This window comes from Streptomyces anulatus (assembly GCF_014650675.1).
GTDB classification, from domain to species: Bacteria; Actinomycetota; Actinomycetes; order Streptomycetales; family Streptomycetaceae; genus Streptomyces; species Streptomyces anulatus.
This window is the reverse complement of record NZ_BMVK01000010.1, coordinates 240,763-262,709: the sequence shown is the minus strand read 5'-3', so window position 1 is coordinate 262,709 and position 21,947 is coordinate 240,763. Positions and strand designations below refer to the sequence as shown.

Below are 21,947 nucleotides of genomic sequence, written 5' to 3'. Positions count from 1 at the left end.
GTCAGCCTACTTCCGCCGGCGACCCGGCGGCGGGTTCCTGGGCCCGCACGGTCCGGCCGGGGCGCCGGGCCGGCCACCAGGCACGCTCACCGAGGAGCAACAGGACCGACGGCAGGACCATGAGCCGGATGACCACGGCGTCCAGGAGGACGGCCACGGCCAGGCAGAATCCCATCTGCTTCATCTCGGTGAGGTGCAGGGCCACGAACGCACCGAACACCGTCACCATCACGATCGCCGCGCTGGTCACCACCTTGGCCGACCGGTTGATGCCCTCCAGCACCGCCTCACGGGCGGACATGCCGTTCTGCCTGGCCTCCTGGATCCGGCTGACCACGAACACCTGGTAGTCCATCGACAGGCCGAAGAGGATCACCACGAGGAACAACGGAACCCTGGACGCGATCGCCCCGAGGGAGTCGAAGGCCAGCAGTCCCTCCGCCCACGTCCCCTGGAAGACCAGGACCAGCAGGCCGAGCGAGGCGCCGGCGGACAGCAGGTTCAGTACGACGCCGATCGCTCCGAGCACCACCGAGCGGAACGCCCACACGGTCATCAGGAAGGTCATCAGCAGCAGGAAGCCGAGGACCAGCGGCAGCTTGTCGCTCTCGTGGCTCACGTAGTCGCGACCCCGGGCGACGTCGCCGCTCACCGCCGTCTCCACGCCGGACAGTCGGCCGACGGTCGCAGGGATGTGGTCCTGGCGGAGGCGGGTGAGCGACTCGATCGCCTCGGCGGAGGGCGCGGGATGGGGGACCGAGAGTTCCAGCACGCTGATCCGGCCGTCGGCCGACGTGCGGACCGTCGGCTCGGATATCGCCGGGGTCCTCGGGTTCGTGGGGCTCTGCGGGCCCTTCGGGTTCGTGGGGTTCTCCGGGCTCGTCGCGTCCTGCGCGTCCTTCGTGCTCTCCGCCTCCTTCGGGGCTCGCGCGAACAGGGGGTCCGCCTGGGCCCGTCGGCCGAGATCCTCCAGGGCCCGCTTCACCTGTGCCGCCTGCTCCGGCGTGGAGCGGGTGACGACCTCGTGGGTGACGAAGAGTTCGGGGAAGCTCTCGGTCAGCCGGTCGTACACCCGCATAGCCGGGATGTCGCGGGAGAAGGTGTCCTTGCCCGGGTCGATCAGTTTCAGGCCGAGCGCGGGCACGGTCAGCCCGAGCATCACGAGGACCGACAGGCACAGGGTGAGGGCGGGGCGGGTCCGGGCCGGGCGCAGCAGAGCACCGAACATCCGCCCCGTCTCCGGCTTCCCGCCCCGCGCCGGCTTGCCGCGCCGGGCCCGGCGGGCGGCCCTGCGGGGAGCGAGGCGGTCGGCGCGGCGGCCGATGACGACCAGCAGCGCGGGCAGCACGGTGAGCGAGCTGGCCACGGCGACGGCCACGACGAGGATGGTCCCGGTCGCCAGGGAGGAGAAGATGACGTCCGTGGCCAGATACAGGGTGGCCGTGGAGACGATCACGGCGAGACCCGAGATCACGATGGCCCGGCCCGCCGTCGCCGCCGCCAGCTCGACGAGGGCCTCCGGGCCGAGCCGCCCGCCCGCGCGCGCCCGTTCCTCCCGCTCGCGCTTCAGGTAGAAGAGCGTGTAGTCGACGCCCACCGCCAGACCGATGAGCAGGATGAGGTTCGTCCCGACTCCCGCGTCGGGCATGACGTGCGAAGCGACCATGGACAGTCCGATCGCCGCGGCGATCGAGGAGAGTGCCAGCAGCAGCGGCACACCCGCCATGATCACCGACCCGAACACGATCAGCAGGGTGACGACGGTGACGGGCAGGCTGATGCGTTCGGAGAGCGCGAGATCCTCGTCGCGCTGGTCGTTGACACCCTTGCTGATGGCAGGGGATCCGGTCTCCTCCACCACCAGGTGCGGGTGGTCCGCGCCCACCGCCGCCGTCTGCTCCAGGAGCGGTACGACGTTCTTCTTCCCCTTCAGCTCCGGTCCGTTCAGGACCACCGAGACCAACAGGACCTCGCCGTCCTTCGAGCGGACGGGAGCGGCCACGCTCTCCACCTCCGGCAGGTCCCGCATCCGCTCGGTCACGTCCTGGGCCGCCGCACCGGCCGCCGCCATGTCCAGCTCTCCCGACCTGGCCCGGATCATGATCCGCTCGGTGGGGGAACGCTCCAGACCGCCCTCGGTCGCGGTCGCCTCGGCGCGTCCCGCCTCGCCGACCCAGAAGTCCTTGGTGGTGGCCTCGTTGGTGCCCAGCGCGATGCCGGCCACAAGGCACAGGACGACGAACGCGAACCAGCCGGCGATCGCCCGCCCGGCGTGCCGGGCGCTCCATCGGGCCATACGTACAGGTAGATGTCTCATGCCGGGAATCCTGGCCGCAGGGGTGCGGCGCCCGACACGTCCTGCCGACTGAACCTGTTGTCCACCGACCGGTGGACAAGATGGGTGGGTTCTGTCCGGGCGGTGGCGGGCCGGGCCACGGTCCCGCGGGGCTCCTCCCGAGGGACGGCACGTGCACCGCGGCCGTCAAGTGCCCTGCCGGTCGCAGAAGTTCTTCGGTCGGAAGCGTTGACGAAACATTCCGTACGGCTCTAACTTCATCGCGTCGTACTTCGTACGTCATATATGAGACGCGATACGCGAGATGTGAGAGCCCGTCACCCATGACCTTCGCCCCTGCCCCGATCCCGTCCCGGACCCAGTACGTGCTGGAGGCCATCAAGCACGCCATCCTCACCGCGCGGTTGAGACCGGGACAGGCGCTGGTGGAGACCGAACTCGCCGCGCAGTTCGGGGTGTCGAAGACTCCCGTCCGCGAGGCGCTCAAGACGCTCGCGGGCACGGGACTCGTGGTGATGAGCCAGTACAAGGGCGTCACCGTACGGCTCGTCGACGCGACCATGGCCAGGGAGGTGTACGACGTCCGCCTCCTGCTGGAACCGGAGGCGCTGCGCCGCTCCATCACCCGGGGCGCCTCGCTCGAGGCGGCCCAAGAGGCCCTGGAGCGGGCCGACTCGGCGGCCGACACCGCCGACAGGTCGCTGGCCAACCGGGACTTCCACCGCGCCCTGTACCTGCCGTGCGGCAACCCGCTGCTCTCCCGGATGCTCGACGAGGTCCGTGACCAGGCGGCGCTCGTGTCGACCGTGGCCTGGTCGGCCGTCCCGTCCTGGGAGCGCGAGGCGGCCGAGCACCGCGAGATCCTGCGGCTCGCCCTCGCCGATGACGCGGAGGCCGCGGCCGGGGCCCTGCACCACCACATCGCGTCGTTCGTACGCCGCGCCTTCCCCGACGACGAAGACGGGGGTGACGCCGCGTGAACCGCCCGCTGGACACGCTCCAGCAGCACCTCGACGAAAGGCCAGTCCGCATGGACCACTCTCCGCTCAAGGCGGCACTCGCAGACGTTGTGGCGATCCCGGTGACGCCGTTCGCCGAGGACGGAGCCATCGACACCGCGACCCACCGCGCCTTGATGCGCAGGCTGCTCGACGGCGGCGTCCGCACCGTCACCCCGAACGGCAACACCGGGGAGTTCTACGCCCTCACCCCCGACGAGCGGCGTCTCGTCACCGAGCTGACCGTCGAGGAGGCCGCGGGACGAGCCACCGTTCTGGTGGGCGTCGGTCACGACGTGCCGACCGCGGTGGCCGCCGCCGAGCACGCCGCCGAGGCCGGCGCGGCGATGGTGATGGTGCACCAGCCGGTACACCCGTACATCGCGCAGGAAGGGTGGGTCGACTACCACCGGTCGATCGCCGAGGCCGTGCCGCAGCTCGGTGTCGTCCCCTACATCCGCAGCCCCCGGCTCGCCGGCGAGCGGCTCGCCGAACTCGCCGACGCCTGCCCCAACGTCGTCGGCGTGAAGTACGCGGTCCCCGACGCGGCCCGCTTCGCCGCCTTCGCCCGGGACGCCGGTCTGGAGCGGTTCGTCTGGATCGCCGGCCTCGCGGAGCTGTACGCCCCCTCCTACTTCGCCACCGGCGCCACCGGATTCACCTCCGGTCTCGTCAACGTCGCCCCGGGCGTCTCCCTCGACATGCTGGAGGCGCTGCGCGCCGGGGACTACGTGGCGGCGATGAAGGTCTGGGAGCGCATCCGCCGCTTCGAGGAGCTCCGCGCCGAGGAGCAGTCCGCCGACAACGTCACCGTCGTGAAGGAGGCCCTGTCCGCGCTGGGGCTCTGCCGCCGCGATGTGCGCGCTCCGAGCCGGGTGCTGCCCGAGGCCCGGCGGGCCGAGGTCGCCGGGCTGATATCCGAGTGGTCCCTGTGACCGACGCGTCCACCCGGGGCCCGGGAACCGGCCGTATCGCGCCCGAGGAGCTGCGCAGCCACCGGTGGTTCGGCACGGACGGACTGCGGTCCTTCAGCCACCGGGCCCGCACCCGTCAGCTCGGCTACCTCCCCGAGGAGCACCTCGGCAAGCCGGTCGTCGCGGTGCTCAACACCTGGTCCGACATCAACCCCTGCCACACCCATCTGCGCGACCGGGCGCAGGCGGTCAAGCGGGGGGTCTGGCAGGCGGGCGGGTTCCCGCTGGAGTTCCCGGTCTCCACCCTGTCGGAGACCTTCCAGAAGCCGACCCCGATGCTCTACCGCAACCTGCTGGCGATGGAGACCGAGGAGCTGCTGCGCTCCTATCCGGTCGACGGGGCCGTACTGCTCGGCGGCTGCGACAAGTCGACGCCCGCGCTGCTGATGGGCGCCGCCTCCGTGGACCTGCCCACCGTCTTCGTGCCCGCCGGGCCGATGCTGCCCGGGCACTGGCGCAACGAGGTCCTCGGCTCCGGCACGGACATGTGGAGGTACTGGGACGAGCGGCGGGCCGGGATCATCGGCGACTGCGAGATGGCCGAGCTGGAGAACGGTCTGGCCCGCTCCCCCGGTCACTGCATGACGATGGGCACCGCCTCCACCCTGACGGCCGTCGCCGAGGTGCTGGGGGTCACCCTGCCGGGCGCCTCGTCCATACCGGCCGTCGACTCGGGGCACGAGCGGATGGCCGCGGCTTCGGGGCTGCGGATCGTCGACCTGGTCATGCGGCAGGTGACGTTGTCACAGATCCTGACGCCGGAGGCGTACGAGGACGCCGTCGCCACGGTTCTCGCGCTCGGCGGCTCCACCAACGCCGTGATCCATCTGATCGCCATGGCCGGCCGTTCCGGGGTGAAGCTCACCCTGGACGACTTCGACCGGATCGCCCGTACGGTGCCCGTCCTCGCCGACCTCCGTCCCGGCGGGCGGTACCTGATGGAGGACTTCCACTTCGCCGGCGGTCTGCCCGGTTTCCTGGGGCGGCTCACCGACGTACTGCACCTGGACCGGCCCACGGTCGCGCACGACACCCTGCGCGAACAGCTCGACGGGGCCCCCGTCCACAACAGCGACGTCATCCGCGAGCGCTCCGACCCGCTGGCCGGGGAAGGCGGGGTGGCGGTGCTGCGGGGCAACCTCTGCCCCGACGGGGCCGTCATCAAGCACATCGCCGCCGAGCCGCGCCTGCTGCGCCACACCGGGCCCGCCGTCGTCTTCGACGACTACCGGGAGCTCCAGCGCACGATCAACGACCCGGCTCTCGCCCTCACCCCGGACCATGTGCTCGTGCTGCGCAACGCCGGGCCCCAGGGCGGCCCCGGCATGCCCGAGTACGGCATGCTGCCGATCCCGGACTACCTGCTGAAGCAAGGCGTGCGGGACATGGTGCGGATCTCCGACGCGCGGATGAGCGGCACCAGTTACGGGGCGTGCGTCCTGCACATCGCACCCGAGTCCTTCGTCGGCGGGCCGCTCGCCCTGGTCCGCACCGGCGATCTGATCACCCTGGACGTCGAGGCCCGGCTCCTGCGGCTCGACGTCGACGACGAGGAACTCCAGCGGCGCAGGGCCGCCTGGTCGCCGCCGCCCGCCCGCTACGGACGGGGCTACGGGGCGCTGTACCAGGACCAGATCACCCAGGCCGACACCGGATGCGACTTCGCGTTCCTGGCCCGGCAGGGAGAAGTGCCCGACCCGTACGCGGGATGAACCGGGACCCGTGACCGTACGCGGGTCCCGTGACCGTACCCGGGCGGAGCCGGGGGACCTCCCTCTGCACCCCGCTCCCCGGGCCGCTCCAGCTCTACGCAGCAAGCGCTTTCACCATCAGTGGCCGGAAGGCCCGATCGTCCAGCGCATCCAGCACCTCCCAGAGATCGGAGACGCGTCATGGCCCCAACCGCAGCCGTGGCCACACCGCCGCCCAAAGAGTCCCGGCGCCGCCGGGCGAGCCCCCGCCGCCTGCCGTATCTGCTGATCGCGCCCGCGGGCCTGCTGATGCTGGGCTTCATCGCCTACCCGGTGCTCAGCGTCTTCTACTACAGCCTGCAGAACTACAACGTCACCAAGCCGTGGCGGAACGGCTTCGCCGGGCTCGACAACTTCCGGCGCGTCTTCACCGAGGACGACCAGTTCTGGCCGACGCTCGGGTTCAGCGCCCAGTGGGTCGTCACCCAGGTCACGCTCCAACTCCTCCTCGGCCTGGCACTCGCCCTGATCGTCAACCAGACCTTCATCGGGCGCGGGATCTCCCGGGCCATGGTGTTCTCGCCCTGGGCCGTCTCCGGTGTGCTGACCAGCACGATCTGGATCCTGCTCTACAACTCCTCGACCGGCTTCAGCCGCTACCTCGCGGACGCCGGGATCGGCGAGTACGGCACATCGGTGCTCTCGGACACCGGAACCGTCTTCTGGGCGGCCACCGTCACCGAACTCTGGCGCGGAGTCCCCTTCTTCGCGATCCTCATCCTCGCCGACCTCCAGTCCGTCTCGAAGGAGTTGTACGAGGCGGCGTCGGTCGACGGCGCGGGCCGGCTGCGGCAGTTCTTCCACATCACCCTGCCCCACCTGCGGGACGCGATCATCCTGGCCACCCTGCTGCGCGGGGTCTGGGAGTTCAACAACGTCGACCTGCTCTACACCCTGACCGGCGGCGGCCCGGCCGGTGAGACCACCACCCTGCCGCTCTACGTGGCCAACACCGGTATCGAGGGCCACGACTTCGGTTACGCCTCCGCGCTCACGACCGTCGCCTTCGTGATCCTCCTCTTCTGTTCGATCGTCTATCTGCGTCTGAGCAAGTTCGGAGGCGACCGCACGTGACCGCCCTGCTCACCGAGAAGAACGGAACCGCTCGGCGGTCCCCCGCTCACGGCTCCCCGCCGTCCTCGCCGCGCCGCCGCCCCGGGCGGGAGCGCGCCTTCGACGACGTGCCGCGCTGGCAGATCTACCTGCCGCTCGGCCTCTACCTGCTCTTCACGCTCATCCCGTTCTACTGGATGCTGCTCTTCGCCGTACGGCCCGCCGGTTCCACATCGCTGGTGCCCTGGCCGATGACCGGAGCGCACTTCTCCAAGGTCTGGAACGAGCGGAGCTTCGCCGTCTTCTTCCAGAACAGCATGATCGTCGGCGTCGCGACGCTCGTCGCCACGACCCTGGTCGCCCTGGCCGGCGGCTACGCCCTGGCCCGGTTCGACTTCAGGATCAAGGGCGCGTTCATGCTCGCGCTGCTCTGCTCGCAGTTCATCCCGGGCGCCCTGATGCTCGTACCGCTCTTCGAGATCTTCCGGAACCTCCAGATGATCAATTCGCTGGGGAGCGTCGTCATCGCGGAGACGGTGTTCCAGCTTCCGCTGTCGATCATCCTGATCAGCGGCTTCATCAAGAACGTCCCCGTCTCCCTGGAGGAGGCTGCCTGGGTCGACGGCTGCTCGCGCTTCACCGCCTTCCGCACCGTCGTCCTGCCGCTCCTGCGTCCCGGGCTGATCGCCGTCGGCTCCTTCGCGTTCGTGCACAGCTGGAACCACTTCCTCTTCGCCCTGATGTTCCTGAGCGAGCAGGACAAGCAGACGATCCCGGTCGGTCTCAACACGCTGATCGGCGCGGACAGCGTCGACCTGGGCGCTCTCGCGGCGGGCGGCGTCATCGCGGCCGTACCCGTGGTGATCGTCTTCGCCTTCATCCAGAAGTGGCTCATCACGGGCTTCAGCGCCGGCGCGGTGAAGGGATGAGGAACGTGACCGTCCCCGCCGCGAACCCGGCCGCCCCCGTGCTCGTCCCACCGGCCGCCCCCGTGCCCTTGCCCGTCGTCCCGCCGGTCCCCGTGCCCTTGCCCGTGCCCGTCGTCCTGGCGGGCGCCCGGGGGCACGGCCGGTGGCACCTCGCCAATGTGCGCCGGCTCCAGCACCAGGGCCGGGTCAGGCTCGCCGGGATCTGCGAGCTGGAGCCGCTGACCGCCGGTGAACTCGCCGCTTCCGGCTTCGGACCCGGCGAGTCGCCCGAGCAGTCCGCCGACTTCGGGGCGCTCCTGGACCTCACCGGGGCACGGACGACCATCATCTGCACCCCCATCCAGACACACACCGAGCTGGCCCTCGCCGCCGCCGCCCGGGGCGTCCACCTGCTGCTGGAGAAGCCGCCCGCCGCCGGCTGGGCCGACTACGCGCGGATGGCCGAAGGCGTCGAACGAGCGGGCATCGCCTGCCAGGTGGGGTTCCAGTCCTTCGGGTCGCACGCCCTGCCCGCCATCCGCGAGCTGATGACCTCCGGAGCCATCGGGAACGTCACCGGCTTCGGGGCCGCCGGCGCGTGGGTCCGCGACGACGCCTACTTCCGGCGGGCGCCCTGGGCCGGGCGGCGCAGGATCGGCACCACCGACGTGGTCGACGGCGTCCTCACCAATCCCCTGGCGCACGCCGTGGCCACCGCGCTCGAACTGGCCTGCCGGGGCCGGGCCGAGGAGGTCGTCTCCATCGAGACGGAGCTGTTCCGGGCGCACGCCATCGAGGCGGACGACACCAGCAGCGTCCGCATCACCACCGCCGCCGGGCCGCGCGTCACCGTCGCCGTCACCCTGTGCGCCGAACGCCCCGGGGAGCCGTACGTCATCGTGCACGGCGAGAAGGGCCGGATCACCTTCTGGTACAAGCAGGACCGCGTCCTCGTGCAGCGCGCCGGACGGGGCCCCGAGGAGACCGTCCACGGGCGGACCGATCTCCTGGAGAACCTCCTCGACCACCTGGAGCACGGCACACCGCTGCTGGTGCCGCCCGCGTCCACGGGGGCGTTCATGCGCGTCGTCGAGGCCGTACGCAACGCCCCGGAGCCCGCCCCGCTGCCCGACCGTGCCTGGGAGACCCGGCACGACGGGCCGGACGGCGGGGCGCGGCGGGTCGTGCCGGGCATCGACTCCCTGGTCGCCGCCGGGGCCGAGTCCCTCGGCCTCTTCTCCGAACTGGGCGCCCCCTGGGCCCGGGTGGGCGAGGCGGCCGCCTCATGACGCAGTACGCCACGGACCCGTTCCCCGACCTCCCGGCCACCCTTGACTGCGGCGCCGTCACCGTCGCCCACTACGGGTACGCGGCGGGGGCTGAGAGCCGACCCCGTCTCCACCCCGTCACCACCCTCGGCGGGATCACCGTCACCGAGGAGCGCCCGGCCGACCACCTCCACCACCTGGGCGTCTCCGTCGCCGTCCCCGATGTGGCCGGGTACAACTTCTGGGGCGGGCGCACCTTCGTACGGGGCCGGGGGCCCACCGCACTCGACAACCACGGCGTCCAGCGCCACCTGGCCCGGCCGCACCGCAGCCCGAACGGCTTCACCCAGGAGCTCGGCTGGGAAGCCGCCGGCGTCGAGCTCCTGCGCGAGCACCGCACCCTGTCGGCCACCCGGACCTCCGGCACCACCTGGGAGCTGGACTTCTCCTTCGTGCTCTCCAACGCCGGGGACACGGACCTCTCCATCGGCAGCCCCGCGACCAACGGCCGCCCGGGAGCCGGGTACGGCGGCTTCTTCTGGCGGGCCCCCAAGGAGGCCGCACCGCCCACCGTTTTCAGCGCCACGCACGAGGGCGAGGGCGAGGTCCACGGCCGCACCGCAGACTGGCTGGCGCTCGCCGGGGACGGCTGGACGCTCGTCTTCGTGGGGGCGACCGAGGAGACCCGGCGCGACCCGTGGTTCGTGAGGACCTCCGAGTACCCGGGCGTCGGCTCCAGCCTCGCGGCGCACGAGCGGCTGCCCGTAGCCGCCGGAGCCTCGGTCGTGCGCCGCATCATCACCGTCGTCGTCGACGGCAGGACGGACCGGGAGACCGCCGCCCGGTACGCGCGCGAGGCGGTGGCCCCCCGGTGAGCCGGCCCTGGACCTCCGACCTCGGTGACGGGACGTACCGCAATCCCGTCCTGAACGCCGACTGGTCCGACCCCGACGTCATCCGCGTCGGTGACGACTACTACCTCACCGCGTCCAGCTTCGGCCGCTCCCCCGGGCTGCCGCTCCTGCACTCCCGCGACCTGGTCAACTGGACCGCCGTCGGACATGCGCTGGACCGTCTCGAACCCGCTGACGACTTCGCCGCTCCCCGCCACGACCGCGGGGTCTGGGCGCCTTCGCTCCGCCACCACGGCGGACGCTTCTGGATCTTCTGGGGCGACCCCGACCACGGTATCCAGCAGATCAACGCGGACCGCGTCGAGGGACCTTGGAGCGCCCCGCATCTGCTCAAGGCGGGCAAGGGGCTCATCGACGCCTGTCCGCTCTGGGACGAGGAGACCGGCGAGGCCTATCTCGTCCACGCGTGGGCCAAGTCCCGCTCCGGCGTGAAGAACCGGCTCACCGGCCACCGGATGAGCCCCGACGGCCGCGGCCTCCTCGACGACGGAGCGACGTTGGTGGACGCGGACCGGATACCGGGCTGGTTCACCCTCGAAGGCCCCAAGCTCTACCGGCGCGACGGCTACTTCTGGATCCTCGCGCCGGCCGGCGGCGTGGAGACCGGCTGGCAGGGCGCCTTCCGTTCCCGGGACTTCCTCGGCCCGTACGAGGAACGCGTCGTCCTCGCCCAGGGCCGCACCGACGTCAACGGCCCCCATCAGGGCGGCTGGGTGCACACCTCCGAGGGCGAGGACTGGTTCCTCCACTTCCAGGCCCGGGGAGCGTACGGGCGGGTCGTCCACCTCCAGCCGATGCGCTGGGACACCGAGGGCTGGCCCGTCATCGGCGACGGGGGCGAACCCGTCCCCCGGCACACCAAACCCGTCACCCCCGCCCAGCCGGTGGCGGCACCCGCCGTCGACGACGACTTCCCCGGCGGCCGGCCCGGCACACAGTGGCAGTGGACGGCCAACCCGCGACCCGGCTGGACCACCCGGCACGACGGGAACGGGCTGCGGCTCACCTGCGTACGGACCGCGTACGAGCACGACCTGCGGCTGCTGCCCAACATCCTGGTCCAGCGGCTGCCCGCCCAGGAGTTCACCGTCGACGTGGACCTCGCGCTGGACAGCGGCGAACCGGGCGCCAAGGCCGGGCTCGCCGTGGTGGGCGACGCCTTCAGCTGGATCGGCCTCGCGGTCGCCGCGGACGGCACACCGCGGCTCGTCCACCGCTTCGCCGAGGGCGTCGCCGCACACGAACGGGACGCGGCCGGCTCCCGCGCGTCCCCCGCCGGACGGGCCGGGCTGCGCGTCGAGGTCACGGCGGGGGCCCGCTGCCGCTTCTTCGCCGACACCGGCGACGGGTTCCGGCCCTCGGGCCAGGTCTTCGCCGCCACCCCCTGGCGCTGGGTCGGAGCCCTCCTGGGCCTCTTCGCCACCGCACCGGCCGGGACGGGACCCGCCGGAACGGCCCGCTTCACCGCTTTCCGCGTCACCGGCCCCAACCCCCCGCAGAAGTGCACACGTCACGACCCATCACACCCGCATCACCAGACAGAGAAGAGCCGACGATGACCATTTCGAAGACACAGCGGGGACGTGCCACGGCCGCGGTCTCCATCGCGGCGGTGCTCGCGCTGACGGCGACCGCGTGCGGCGACGACGGCAGCGGCTCCGGCACGGAGGGCAGCGGAAAGGGCGAGATCACCTTCTGGGACAACAACGGCGGTCCGCGCACCGCCGTCTGGACCGAGATCATCAAGGACTTCGAGAAGCAGAACCCGGACATCAAGGTCAAGTACGTCCCGATCCCGATCGCCGACGTCCAGTCCAAGTACGACACCGCCATCGCGGGCGGCGGGCTGCCCGACGTCGGCGGCGTCGGCACGGCCTACCTGGCCAACATGGTCTCCCAGGAAGCCCTGGAGCCGGTCAACGACCGGCTGGAGAAGTCCGCGCTGCGGGGGAAGCTGGTCGAGTCCATGGTCGAGAGCGTCCGCGCGGCGGCCGGCCGGGGCGACGACGTCTACTCCGTGCCGACCTCCGCGAACAACGGCGTGCTCTGGTACCGCACCGACCTGTTCGAGCAGGCCGGTCTGAAGGCTCCCGACACCTGGGCGAATTTCTACACGGCGGCCGAGAAGCTGACCACCGCCGAGAACAACAAGTTCGGCTACACGATCCGCGGCGGCGCCGGCTCCATCGCGCAGGCGCTGGACGCCGTCTACGGACAGTCCGGCATCACCGAGTTCTGGGACGGCGACAGGACGACGCTCAACGACCCGAAGAACGTCGCCGCTCTGGAGAAGTACGCCGGGCTCTTCAAGCGCACCACCCCCGCGGCCGACGTCAACAACGACTTCACGAAGATGGTGGCCCAGTGGGACACCGGCACGATCGGCATGCTGAGCCACAACCTCGGCTCCTACCAGGACCACCTCAAGGCCCTCGGCGAGGACAAGTTCGCGGGCATACCCGCGCCCATCGGGGACAGCGGCACCCGGGTACAGGTCTCCAACCCCGTCGACGGCCTCGGCCTCTTCCGGTCGAGCAAGAACAAGACCGCGGCGTGGAAGTTCATCGAGTTCGCGGCCTCCCACGCGTCCAACAGCAAGTGGAACGAGTCGGCGGGCGCCATGCCGGCCAACACCGAAGCGGCGAAGGACCCGTGGATCAACGAGACCGAGTCGACCTCGCTGGCGGCGAAGACCCTGACCGACGGCTCCACGAAGATCGTCGACCTGCCCTACTACCTGCCGGACTGGAACAACATCAGCAAGGCGGACAACGAGCCGGAGTTCCAGAAGCTGCTGCTCGGCAAGATCACGGCCAAGGCTTTCCTGGACGAGATGGCCGAGGAGCTGAACGCCGCCAACAAGGAGTGGAAGGAGATCGGCAACGGCTGATCCGGCCACCCCTTCTGTCCCTCCCTCGATGACGGGACCGGCGGCGGTCCGGGTCGCGCTCCGCCGCCGGTCCGCTCCCGCACACGGCGGGCGCGGGCGGTACCGGTCCCCCGGTCGGGCTCCGCCGGTTCCCCGCCGGTTCCCCGCCGGTTCGCCGCCGACGGCACCGCCCGACCCGCGCTCGGCGCGTACCCGGCGCCCATGCGCGTCCCGACGGCCGAGGAGGGCGTCCCCCCGGTCGACTTCCGGGCGCTCGCCCCTCCGCTTCTCCGTTCTTCCTCTTCCCGACGACACAGAAGGATTCGCCATGCCCGCACGCAAGCGTCACACCCGCGCCATCTCCGTGACCCTGGGCTGCGCCTCCCTGGCCCTCGCCCTCGGCACACCGGCCCCGGCCACCGCGCACCCGCGCCACCCCGGCCCGGGCGTCGAGCGCGCCGTGCTGCCCGCCGGAGACGGCTGGGCCGCCGCCGAGGGCTCCACCACGGGTGGCGCGAACGCCACCCCCGAGCACGTCTACACGGTGACCAACCGGGCCGAACTCATCGCCGCCTTCGCGGAGGCGGGCGACGCGCCGAAGATCGTCAGGATCTCCGGGACCGTGCACGGCAACTCCGACGCCGACGGCACGCCGATCGGTTGCGAGCAGTACCGCACCGGCGGCTACACGCTGGAGAAGTACCTCGCCGCCTACGACCCCGAGGTCTGGGGCCGGGACGCGGTCCCCTCGGGTCCGCCGGAGGAGGCCCGCGTCGCCTCCGCGAAGCTGCAGGCAGCCGCCGTCACCATCAAGGTCCCCTCCAACACCACTCTGGTCGGTGTGGGGAAGAACCCGAAGGTCATCGGCGCCTCGCTCCAGGTGAGAGACGTCTCCAATGTGATCATTCGCAACATCGCGTTCGAGGACACCTACGACTGCTTCCCCCAGTGGGACCCCACGGACGGGGCCGAAGGCGCCTGGAACTCCGAGTACGACAACCTCGTCGTGCACGGGTCCCGCCATGTCTGGGTCGACCACAACACGTTCAGCGACGGCGGCCGCCCCGACGCGGACCAGCCCCGCTACTTCGGCCAGGTGTACCAGCAGCACGACGGCCTCTTCGACATCGTGCGCGGCGCCGACCTGGTCACCGTCTCGTGGAACGTCCTCAAGGACCACGACAAGACCATGCTCATCGGCAACAGCGACGGCGCCGGCGCCACCGACCGGGGCAAGCTCCGCGTCACGCTCCACCACAACCTCTTCAAGAACGTCAAGGAGCGGGCCCCGCGCGTGCGGTTCGGCCAGGTCGACTCGTACAACAACCACTTCGTGGCGACGAGGGGCAGCGCCTACGGCTACACGTACGGCATCGGCGCGGAGTCCCAACTGGTCGCCGAACACAACGCGTTCACCCTCACGCCGGAGGTGGACCGGGCGACGATCCTGAAGAAGTGGTCGGAGTCGTCCCTCACGGCGAAGAACAACTACGTCGACGGGCGGAAGACCGACCTGGTCGCCGTGCACAACGCGGGTGTGCCGGGCGAGCACCTCACCGAGGGCGCGGGCTGGACGCCCCGTCTGCGGACGACGGTCCATCACCCGCTCGTCGTGCCGGGGCTCGTGGCGCTCAAGGCGGGAGCGGGCAGGGCGGGGGTGACCGGACGCTGAGCACTCGGGCCTCGCACGCCCGGACGCGACCGCCCCGGACCTCGTCGTCCCGGGCGTGACCGCCTTCGGACCTCGTCGTCCCCGGACGTGACCGTCTCCGGACCTCGTCGTCCCGGGCGTGACCGTCTCCGGGCCTGATCCTCCCTCTCTCGACCACACCTTCCCTGAACCGGCCGGAGCGGCACCGCATGCTTTCCACCATCCCGGAGAGCGCCGCTCCGGCCTTTCGCCGCTCACCCCAGGAGCCCCGTCATGCCCAGCGGATCTTTCCTGCCCAGCAGACGCACCGCCCTGTCCCTGCTCACCGGAACCGGTGCCGCCCTCGCACTCGGCGCGACCGCCGCCCACGCCGGTACCGCGGCCCCCCGCCCCTTCGGCCGCTACGGCTCACCCGCCCGGCGCCCGGACCCCCGCACGCTGTACGTCGACGCGCACGGCCGCGGCGACCACACCGACGTACAGTCCGCCGTCGACGCGGTGACCGGCTCCGGACACACCCTCGTGATCGCCCCCGGCGTCTACCGGGCGACGGTGCTCATCGGCCCCGCCCACGAGGGGCTCACCCTGATCGGTGCGAGCGGCGACGCCCGGCACACCGTGCTCGTGTACGACAACGCGGCCGGCACGCCCAGGCCCGACGGCTCCGGAACCCTGGGCACCAGTGGATCGGCCTCCGTCACCGTCCGGGCGGCCGGGTTCACCGCCCGCGACCTGACCTTCGCCAACGACTGGCTGCGCTCCGACAACCCGGAGTACACCGGCACGCAGGCCGTCGCCATCAAGGTGCAGGGGGACCGGTCGGCGTTCTACGGCTGCCGGTTCCTCGGCCACCAGGACACCCTGTACGCCGACTCCCTCGCCGTCACCGCGTTCGCCCGCCAGTACTACCGCGACTGCTTCGTGGAAGGGGACGTCGACTTCGTCTTCGGCCGCGCCACCGCCGTCTTCGACCACTGCCACTTCCGCGCGCTCGCCCGCACCGACCTGGACTCGGCCCCGTACGGCTACGTCTTCGCGCCGAGCACCGCCGGAGCCCATCCGTACGGCTTCCTGGTCCTGCGTTCCCGGGTCACGAGCACCGCGCCCGACGCGTACTACAAGCTCGCCCGCCCGTGGGTGCCCTCCTCGGACCTCACCGCGCGCCCCATGCTGACGGTCCGTGACAGCCGGCTCGGCCCGGGGATCGACGCGAAGGAGCCGTACGCCACCATGTCCGCGGGTTTCCCGTGGCAGGAACAGCGCTTCGCCGAGCACCGCAACACCGGCCCCGGCGCCCGGGTCACCATCCCCGCGAACCGGCCACAGCTCAGTGCGGCCGAGGCCCGCGCCCATACTCCGGCCCGCTGGCTGGGCGCCGGGAACCCGCACCTCCCGAGTACGTGGGAGATGCGGGTCGTGGACGGTGGGCGCGGCCTTCCGGGTCAGCCCGCGTAGGTCTCGAACTCGGCGATCCTCGGGGTGCCGGTCGAGCCGGTGATCTCGAAGGTGATCTTGCGCAGGGAGGTGCGGGGGAAGCTGATCGCCCCTGCTCCTTCACCGGAGGTCAGCTCGGCGCCGGTGTCGCCGTCGAGGAGCCGCCAGGTCTTGATGGCGCCGGTGGAGTCCGCCGCCTCGCGGATGACGACCGAGGAGATGGCGGTGGCGGAGGCCCACTTGATCGAGGCGGATCCGGTGGGGCCGGCGGGCGACCAGTAGGTGTTCGGGTTGCCGTCGCGCAGGTCGCCGTAGCTCGTTCCGGCGGCCTTGCTGGAGCCGTCGGAGCCGGCTCCGATGCTGAGGTTGGTCCCGGTGGGCGGGGTGGGATCGGTCGGTCCGGGGGTCGGGTCCGTCGGTCCCGGCGTCGGGTCGGTCGGCGTGGGCGTGGGCGTCTGCGGTGTGCAGTTTCCGTCCGAGACCTTCAGGCCCGTGCCGGCGCCCGCCGTGCGGCTCACCACGTCCGGCACGCAACCGGCCGTGTCGGCGCGGTAGGTGTAGGGGATGTCCACCGTGGTGGTGGACTTCATGTCGGGCCCGGCGGGGTTGGTCGTGCCGCCGGGGCTGGACCACGTGACGTTGTCGAGGGTGTTGCCGCTGACCTGCCAGTAGCCGGCCTCGTCGGTGTAGAAGGTGCCGAGGACGTCCTTGGAGTCCTCGAAGTAGTTGTTCTCCACCTTGGCGCGGGCCCCGGCCCGGGAGTTGATGCCGGACTCGTTGAGCTTCACGTAGTGGTTGTTGTAGATGTGGGCGATGCCGCCGCGCAGCAGAGGTGCACGGGAGTCGATGTTCTCGTACAGGTTGTGGTGGTAGGTGATGAAGCCGTTGGAGAGGTCGCTCTCGCTGGAGCCCACGAGGCCGCCGCGGCCGGAGTTGCGCAGGATGCTGTACGAAAGGGTCACGTACTGCGTGTTGGCCTTCATGTCGAAGAGGCCGTCGTACCCTTCCGATTCCCCGCCCGACGCCTCCAGGGTCGTGTGATCGACCCAGACGTTGCGGACGCCGGACTCCATGCCGATGGCGTCGCCGCCGTTGGAGGTGGGAGAGCCGGATTTCTTGACGTTCCGGACGGTCACGTTCTGGATGATGATGTTGCTGGCCTCGCGCAGATGGATGCCCAGCTGGTCGAAGACGGCCCCGCTGCCGACGCCCACGATCGTGACGTTGCTGATCTGCTTGAGCTCGATGACGCCTGCGGCGGTGTTGCAACTGCTGCCGGACACCTTGGTGGTGTTGCCGTGGTTGATGGTGCCCTCGACCTCGATCACGATCGGGGTGCCGCTGTCGGCCCGCCCGCACAGCGCCTCATGGATCTGGGTCCCGGTGGTGGCGCGGACGGTCTGTCCGCCGGCCCCGCCGGTGGTCCCGCCGTTCTGGGTGGCGTAGCCGGTGGCGCTCCCGGTTGCCGCCGCCGCCTCGGGCGCCGACAGCACCGCTCCGGTCGCGGCCGCGAGGGCCAGGGTTGCCACGGCGGCCTGCAGCCGCCGTGCGACTGGTCGTCCCATGTTCGTCTCCCATGCGTCTTGGGTTGGTGGATGGTGGATGGCAGAACACACGCCGCATGACGTGTCCATGACATGTGGGAGCGCTCCCGCACGCAGCCGCACAGGGACGGCTCCCTTCACCGGTGGCGTGCGGCAGCACCCCGACGCCCCGGGCTCCACACCGGAAGCGACAGGACAGCAAGCGCTTTCTACAGTGAACGTAGAGGGGTCCGACCAGCATGGCAAGGTGCTTGCGGCAGCAGCTTTTCCGAGGCCCGTCTTACGTCGAAGTGCCTTGCTTCACGGTTCCGTTGGGGCCGAACCGGCACCGACGCCCCGCTACCGCGCGCTGATGGCGCCACGAAGGGTCCAGCGGATCAGGTCGTCGACGCCGTGGCGCGCGACGAGCCCGTCGCCGGTCGCGTGGAGGCCGGTGTAGACGATGCTCCACACCATGCGCTGGATCCACTGGGCCGGGACGGTGGAGTCGAGCTCGCCGTCCTGCTGCCCTCGCCGGATCTCCGCGACGAGGATCTCGTCGACCGCGCCCGCGATCGAGGCGTCCGCGCGGGAGGGCTCCTCCCCCGTCGAGGCGAACAGGAACAGCACACGGTCACCGACGTGGACCATGGCGCTGACGATCCGGTCGACCACCTCCAGCACCGGGCCGGAGCCGGGAGCGGCCTCCACGATCGCCGCGTGGAGGGCGGCCCAGGAGTCACTGGTGAGCGCCGACCGGAGGTGTTCACGGTCGGGGAAGTAGCGGTGGACGGTCGCCCGTCCGACACCGGCCGCCGCGGCGATGCTCCCCAGGCTCACGGCGGGGTCCTGAGCCCACTCACCGGCCGCAGCGTCGAGGATGGCGCGGCGCGTGCGCTGCTTCTGCGGTGACAACTCCATTGCCGGATCATAAAGCACAGTGCCATTATGAGACTATGAAGTCTCATTTTGATAGTTCACCGCCTCTTACCGTGGTGACCGGTGCGACCGGCACGCTCGGTCGGCACGTCGTCGACGGGCTGCTGAGCAGCGGCCGGCCGGTGCGCGCCGTGTCCCGGCAGCCACGGCAGAGCGGACTGCCTTCCGCCGTGGAGGTGGTGGCCGGCGATCTCCACGAGCCGTCGACGCTCGGCACCGCCTTCGGGACGGCCCGGGCCCTGGTGCTCATCGCGGTGCCCGACTCGGCCGTCGAGGTCGTCTCGTGCGCGCGGGCGGCGGGGATCGAGCACATCGTGGTCGTGTCGTCCGCCGCCGTGACCGCGGGCCATGACACCACCTACAACCTGCCCGTCGAACGCGCCGTGCGGGCGTCCGGGCTCGACTGGTCGATCGTCCGTCCCGGCGAGTTCGCCACCAACGCCCTGCTCATCTGGGGGCCGTCCATCCGCTCCGGCCGACGGGTGGTCGAGCCGTTCCCCGACCAGGCCGGCAACCCGATCCACGAGCAGGACATCGCCGACGTCATCGTCGCCGACCTGCTCGATCCCGACCGCCGCGGACGCGTCGACACGATCATCGGCCCCGATACGCTCACCAAGCGGGAGCAGGTCGCCCTCATCGCCGCGGCCGTCGGAGACCACATCGCCCTCGACGAGGTGACGCCCGAACAGGCGCTCCGCTTCTACCGCGAGCAGGGCGGGTTCGCCGCCGACAACGCCGACTGGCTGTACGGCCTCACCAGTTACGACGGGGTGGAAGGCGTCGCCGACGAGCCCCACGCGGCGAACCCCGAATCCGACGGCGCCTACCTCACCCTCGCCGAGGTCCTCGGCCGACCGGGACGCCCCTACGCGCGGTGGGCCCGCGACCACGCCTTCGACTTCGGCAAGCCCGCCGACTGAGCCGACAGCCTCCCGGGGCAGGCCGGGCGGTGGGGCGACGCACGACGCGTCAGTCGTCGGGGAGCCAGCCCCGCTCGTGCAGCGCTACGACGAAACGGCCGTGGGCGTCGTCCAGGGCGGGGCGTTCCTCCGGCACCGGCTCGACGAGGGCGCCGCCGCGCACCATGGCCGCGGCGCTCGCCGCGAGGTCCTCGTGGAGCGTGCCGGTCGCGGCGAGGAGCGCGGCGCCGAACGCCGTCTCCGCGCGCTCGACCACCCGGACCGGGCGGTCCAGGACGGTGGCCCGGATCGTCGTCCACACAGTGCTGCGGCTGCCCCCGCCGGCCGCGTGCAGGGGGCCGAGCACCGGAACGCCGAGACGCTCGACCCGGTCCAGGGCCAGGCGTTCGACGAAGGCGACTCCTTCGAGCGCGGCCCGGTGGGCGTCCACCTCGTCGCGGGGGCGGCCCAGCTCGAATCCGTGCGCCGCGCCGGCGACGAAGGGGAACCGTTCGCCGTCGCGGCGCAGCGGGTAGCGCACGTACGAAGCGGGGCCCCGGGCCGCCGCGGCGGCGTCCAGCGCGGGCAGGCGGGCCTGGGCGACGTCGGCCAGGCACTCCCCTCCGGTGTTGGACGCCCCGCCGGGGAGCCACCAGCCGTCGGGGTGGCGATGGCTGTAGAACGCTCCGGTCGCATCGCGAACCAGGTCGGCGGAGACCCCCTTGAGGACGTACGTGGTGCCGAGCACGCCCACGAAGCGGCCCGGCTCCACCGCCCCCGTGGCGATCTGGCCCGCGCAGCCGTCCGTCATCCCGAGGCGCACCGAGCACCCTTCGGGCAGGCCCGTGGCCTCGGCCGCGTCCGGTCCGACGACTCCGGCCTCCGTGGCGGGGGCGCGTACGGAGGGGAGCAGTTCGAGCGGGAAGTCGAGGGCGGCGAAGACCTCGTGCGCCCACTCCGCGGCACGGGCGTCGTAGCCGGACTTGAGCGCGTGGCTCCAGTCCGTGGCGACGGGACGGCCCGTCAGCTCGCGCCCCACGATCTCGGGTGTGTGCAGGACGTGGCGCAGGCCCGAGCCGTACGTCCGCAGGCACCAGACGGCTCGGCCCAGCGCCGCGGTCGGTCCCACGGACAGGCCGAGCGCGTCCCACCGGGCGCTGCCCACCCGCTGCGCCTCGGCGTTGACGTCGGCGGCCCGCCGGTCGTCGTACATCAGGGCCGGGCCGAGCGGGACGCCGTCGGCCCCGGTGGGCACGATCGTTCCGGACGTGGCGGACACGGCCACCGCGATCACCTCGCGGCCGCCCCGGGGCAGCGCGCCCGTGGTGCGGCGCAGCGCCGACCGTACGGCGGGCCACCATGACCGGGCGTCCTGCTCGCTCGTCCCCGCGGCGGTCCGTACGGGGGGCGGCAGTTCGCCCCCCGCCTCGGCGAGCACGCGCCCCCGTCCGTCCACGCACACCGCGCGGACGGACGCGGTCGCCACGTCGATGCCGATCACGGCCGGGGAGTGGGGAGTGGTGCGACGGGATGCACTGCTCATGGCGGAAAGCGTCCTTCCCCGGCGGGACGGGCCTCAGGTGTCCACCGATCGGGTGGGCGGTCCGCCACGGTGGCTGCGTGTGTGTGAAATTAACATGCGTTCCATCATGGCGGGAGGAACAGCCTCCTGGCGGGCTGTACGGCTTCAGGGTGCGACGGCCGCCACCGTCACCCGGGTCCGCTCGCGGAGTTTGCCGAGCAGTTCGGCGTCCGCCCCGTCGTCCACGACGAGATGGTCCAGGTCGCCGACGGGCCCCACCCGGTGCAGCGCGGTCCGGGCGAGTTTGGTGTGGTCCATGAGCATCACCTTCGTCGCCGCCGACGTGAGCATCGCCCGTTTGACCAGCACCACGTCCTGCTCCTGGTGGTAGGCCGTCCTGGCGTCGAGGGCCGAGGTGGAGACCGCGACGAGGTCGACGGAGAGCGCCTCCACCGCCTCGACGCAGGGCATCCCGAGGAAGGAGTCATGGGTGCGCGAGTACTCGCCGCCCAGGGCGATGAGGCGGATGCCCTCGCACCCGGTGAAGACGTCGAGCACCCGGCGGGCGTTGGTGACGACGGTGAGCGGGGCGAGGTCGACCAGCAGGCCGGCCATGACCAGGACCGTGGTGGAATCGTCGAGCATCACCGACATACCGGGCTCCACCAGCGCGGCGGCGGCGCGGGCGACGGCGTTCTTCTCCGCCGTGTTGACGCCGAGCCGGTAGTCGAGGCTCGACTCGAACACCGTGGACGGCAGGGCGGACGCGCCGCCGCGGAAGCGTCGCAGCACCCCTTGCCGCGCGAGGTCGTCGAGGTCGCGGTGGACGGTCATCAGGCTCACGCCCGTGAGCCGGGCGAGATCGGCGCCCGTGGCCGTGCCCTGCTCCACGACATGGTCGGCGATGAGCCGTCGCCGTTCTTCGGCGGATCTCTTGGTCATGGG

Annotated in this window: 17 protein-coding genes; 12 read left to right on the top strand and 5 right to left on the bottom strand. The window is 71.6% G+C overall.

Features of this window, described 5'->3' with window-relative positions; genetic code table 11:
• Position 1: 1 nt before the first annotated feature.
• Entirely contained in the window at positions 2-2,317 is a 2,316-nt protein-coding gene (locus tag IE272_RS24695) for an MMPL family transporter (RefSeq protein ID WP_190008019.1), read from the bottom strand.
• A gap of 302 nt (positions 2,318-2,619) precedes the next feature.
• On the opposite strand from IE272_RS24695, the gene IE272_RS24690 reads away from it, so the two are divergent.
• The 11 genes from IE272_RS24690 (at position 2,620) to IE272_RS24640 (ending at position 16,137) form a co-directional block, all read left to right on the top strand.
• On the top strand, positions 2,620-3,276 hold the full coding sequence (locus IE272_RS24690; RefSeq protein ID WP_050363121.1) for a GntR family transcriptional regulator: 657 nt from the start codon (positions 2,620-2,622) through the stop codon (positions 3,274-3,276).
• Between the two features lie 50 nt (positions 3,277-3,326).
• On the top strand, positions 3,327-4,229 hold the full coding sequence (locus IE272_RS24685) for a dihydrodipicolinate synthase family protein (RefSeq protein ID WP_057667912.1): 903 nt from the start codon (positions 3,327-3,329) through the stop codon (positions 4,227-4,229).
• Positions 4,226-5,980 (top strand): L-arabinonate dehydratase, encoded by a 1,755-nt coding sequence (gene araD / locus IE272_RS24680; RefSeq protein WP_190008017.1) that lies wholly within the window; start codon positions 4,226-4,228, stop codon positions 5,978-5,980. The genes IE272_RS24685 and araD overlap by 4 nt, the downstream gene beginning before the upstream one ends.
• Before the next feature lie 180 nt (positions 5,981-6,160).
• Positions 6,161-7,093 (top strand): carbohydrate ABC transporter permease, encoded by a 933-nt coding sequence (locus IE272_RS24675; RefSeq protein ID WP_032794627.1) that lies wholly within the window; start codon positions 6,161-6,163, stop codon positions 7,091-7,093.
• Positions 7,090-8,001, top strand: coding sequence for a carbohydrate ABC transporter permease (locus tag IE272_RS24670; protein WP_050363118.1), 912 nt, complete (start codon positions 7,090-7,092; stop codon positions 7,999-8,001). Before IE272_RS24675 ends, IE272_RS24670 begins: the two co-directional genes overlap by 4 nt.
• The gene (locus IE272_RS24665) at positions 7,998-9,269 is read left to right on the top strand and encodes a Gfo/Idh/MocA family protein (RefSeq protein ID WP_229897590.1); all 1,272 of its coding nucleotides are present in this window, start codon (positions 7,998-8,000) and stop codon (positions 9,267-9,269) included. The genes IE272_RS24670 and IE272_RS24665 overlap by 4 nt, the downstream gene beginning before the upstream one ends.
• Entirely contained in the window at positions 9,266-10,123 is an 858-nt protein-coding gene (locus IE272_RS24660) for a DUF6807 domain-containing protein (protein ID WP_050363117.1), read from the top strand. Before IE272_RS24665 ends, IE272_RS24660 begins: the two co-directional genes overlap by 4 nt.
• On the top strand, positions 10,120-11,721 hold the full coding sequence (locus IE272_RS24655; protein WP_190008014.1) for a glycoside hydrolase family 43 protein: 1,602 nt from the start codon (positions 10,120-10,122) through the stop codon (positions 11,719-11,721). Before IE272_RS24660 ends, IE272_RS24655 begins: the two co-directional genes overlap by 4 nt.
• A complete protein-coding gene (locus tag IE272_RS24650) occupies positions 11,718-13,052 on the top strand; it encodes an ABC transporter substrate-binding protein (RefSeq protein WP_190008012.1) in 1,335 nt (444 codons plus the stop codon). Before IE272_RS24655 ends, IE272_RS24650 begins: the two co-directional genes overlap by 4 nt.
• Before the next feature lie 307 nt (positions 13,053-13,359).
• Positions 13,360-14,703, top strand: a complete 1,344-nt coding sequence (locus IE272_RS24645; RefSeq protein WP_190008010.1) for a pectate lyase family protein — start codon at positions 13,360-13,362, stop codon at positions 14,701-14,703.
• A gap of 270 nt (positions 14,704-14,973) precedes the next feature.
• Positions 14,974-16,137, top strand: a complete 1,164-nt coding sequence (locus IE272_RS24640) for a pectinesterase family protein (RefSeq protein WP_229897601.1) — start codon at positions 14,974-14,976, stop codon at positions 16,135-16,137.
• Here the strand turns inward: IE272_RS24640 and IE272_RS24635 are convergent.
• On the bottom strand, positions 16,125-17,681 hold the full coding sequence (locus IE272_RS24635) for a pectate lyase family protein (protein ID WP_056709038.1): 1,557 nt from the start codon (positions 17,679-17,681) through the stop codon (positions 16,125-16,127). The two genes, IE272_RS24640 and IE272_RS24635, sit on opposite strands and share 13 nt — an antisense overlap.
• A 318-nt stretch (positions 17,682-17,999) precedes the next feature.
• Entirely contained in the window at positions 18,000-18,560 is a 561-nt protein-coding gene (locus tag IE272_RS24630) for a TetR/AcrR family transcriptional regulator (protein WP_050363109.1), read from the bottom strand.
• 74 nt (positions 18,561-18,634) lie between these two features.
• Between IE272_RS24630 and IE272_RS24625 the strand changes: the two genes are divergently transcribed.
• On the top strand, positions 18,635-19,501 hold the full coding sequence (locus tag IE272_RS24625; protein ID WP_229897581.1) for an SDR family oxidoreductase: 867 nt from the start codon (positions 18,635-18,637) through the stop codon (positions 19,499-19,501).
• 49 nt (positions 19,502-19,550) lie between these two features.
• Here the strand turns inward: IE272_RS24625 and IE272_RS24620 are convergent, their stop codons facing one another.
• Both IE272_RS24620 and IE272_RS24615 read right to left on the bottom strand, forming a co-directional pair.
• The gene (locus IE272_RS24620) at positions 19,551-21,023 is read right to left on the bottom strand and encodes an FGGY-family carbohydrate kinase (RefSeq protein ID WP_190008004.1); all 1,473 of its coding nucleotides are present in this window, start codon (positions 21,021-21,023) and stop codon (positions 19,551-19,553) included.
• A 144-nt stretch (positions 21,024-21,167) separates the two neighbouring features.
• Entirely contained in the window at positions 21,168-21,944 is a 777-nt protein-coding gene (locus IE272_RS24615; RefSeq protein WP_050363106.1) for a DeoR/GlpR family DNA-binding transcription regulator, read from the bottom strand.
• Positions 21,945-21,947 lie beyond the last annotated feature (3 nt).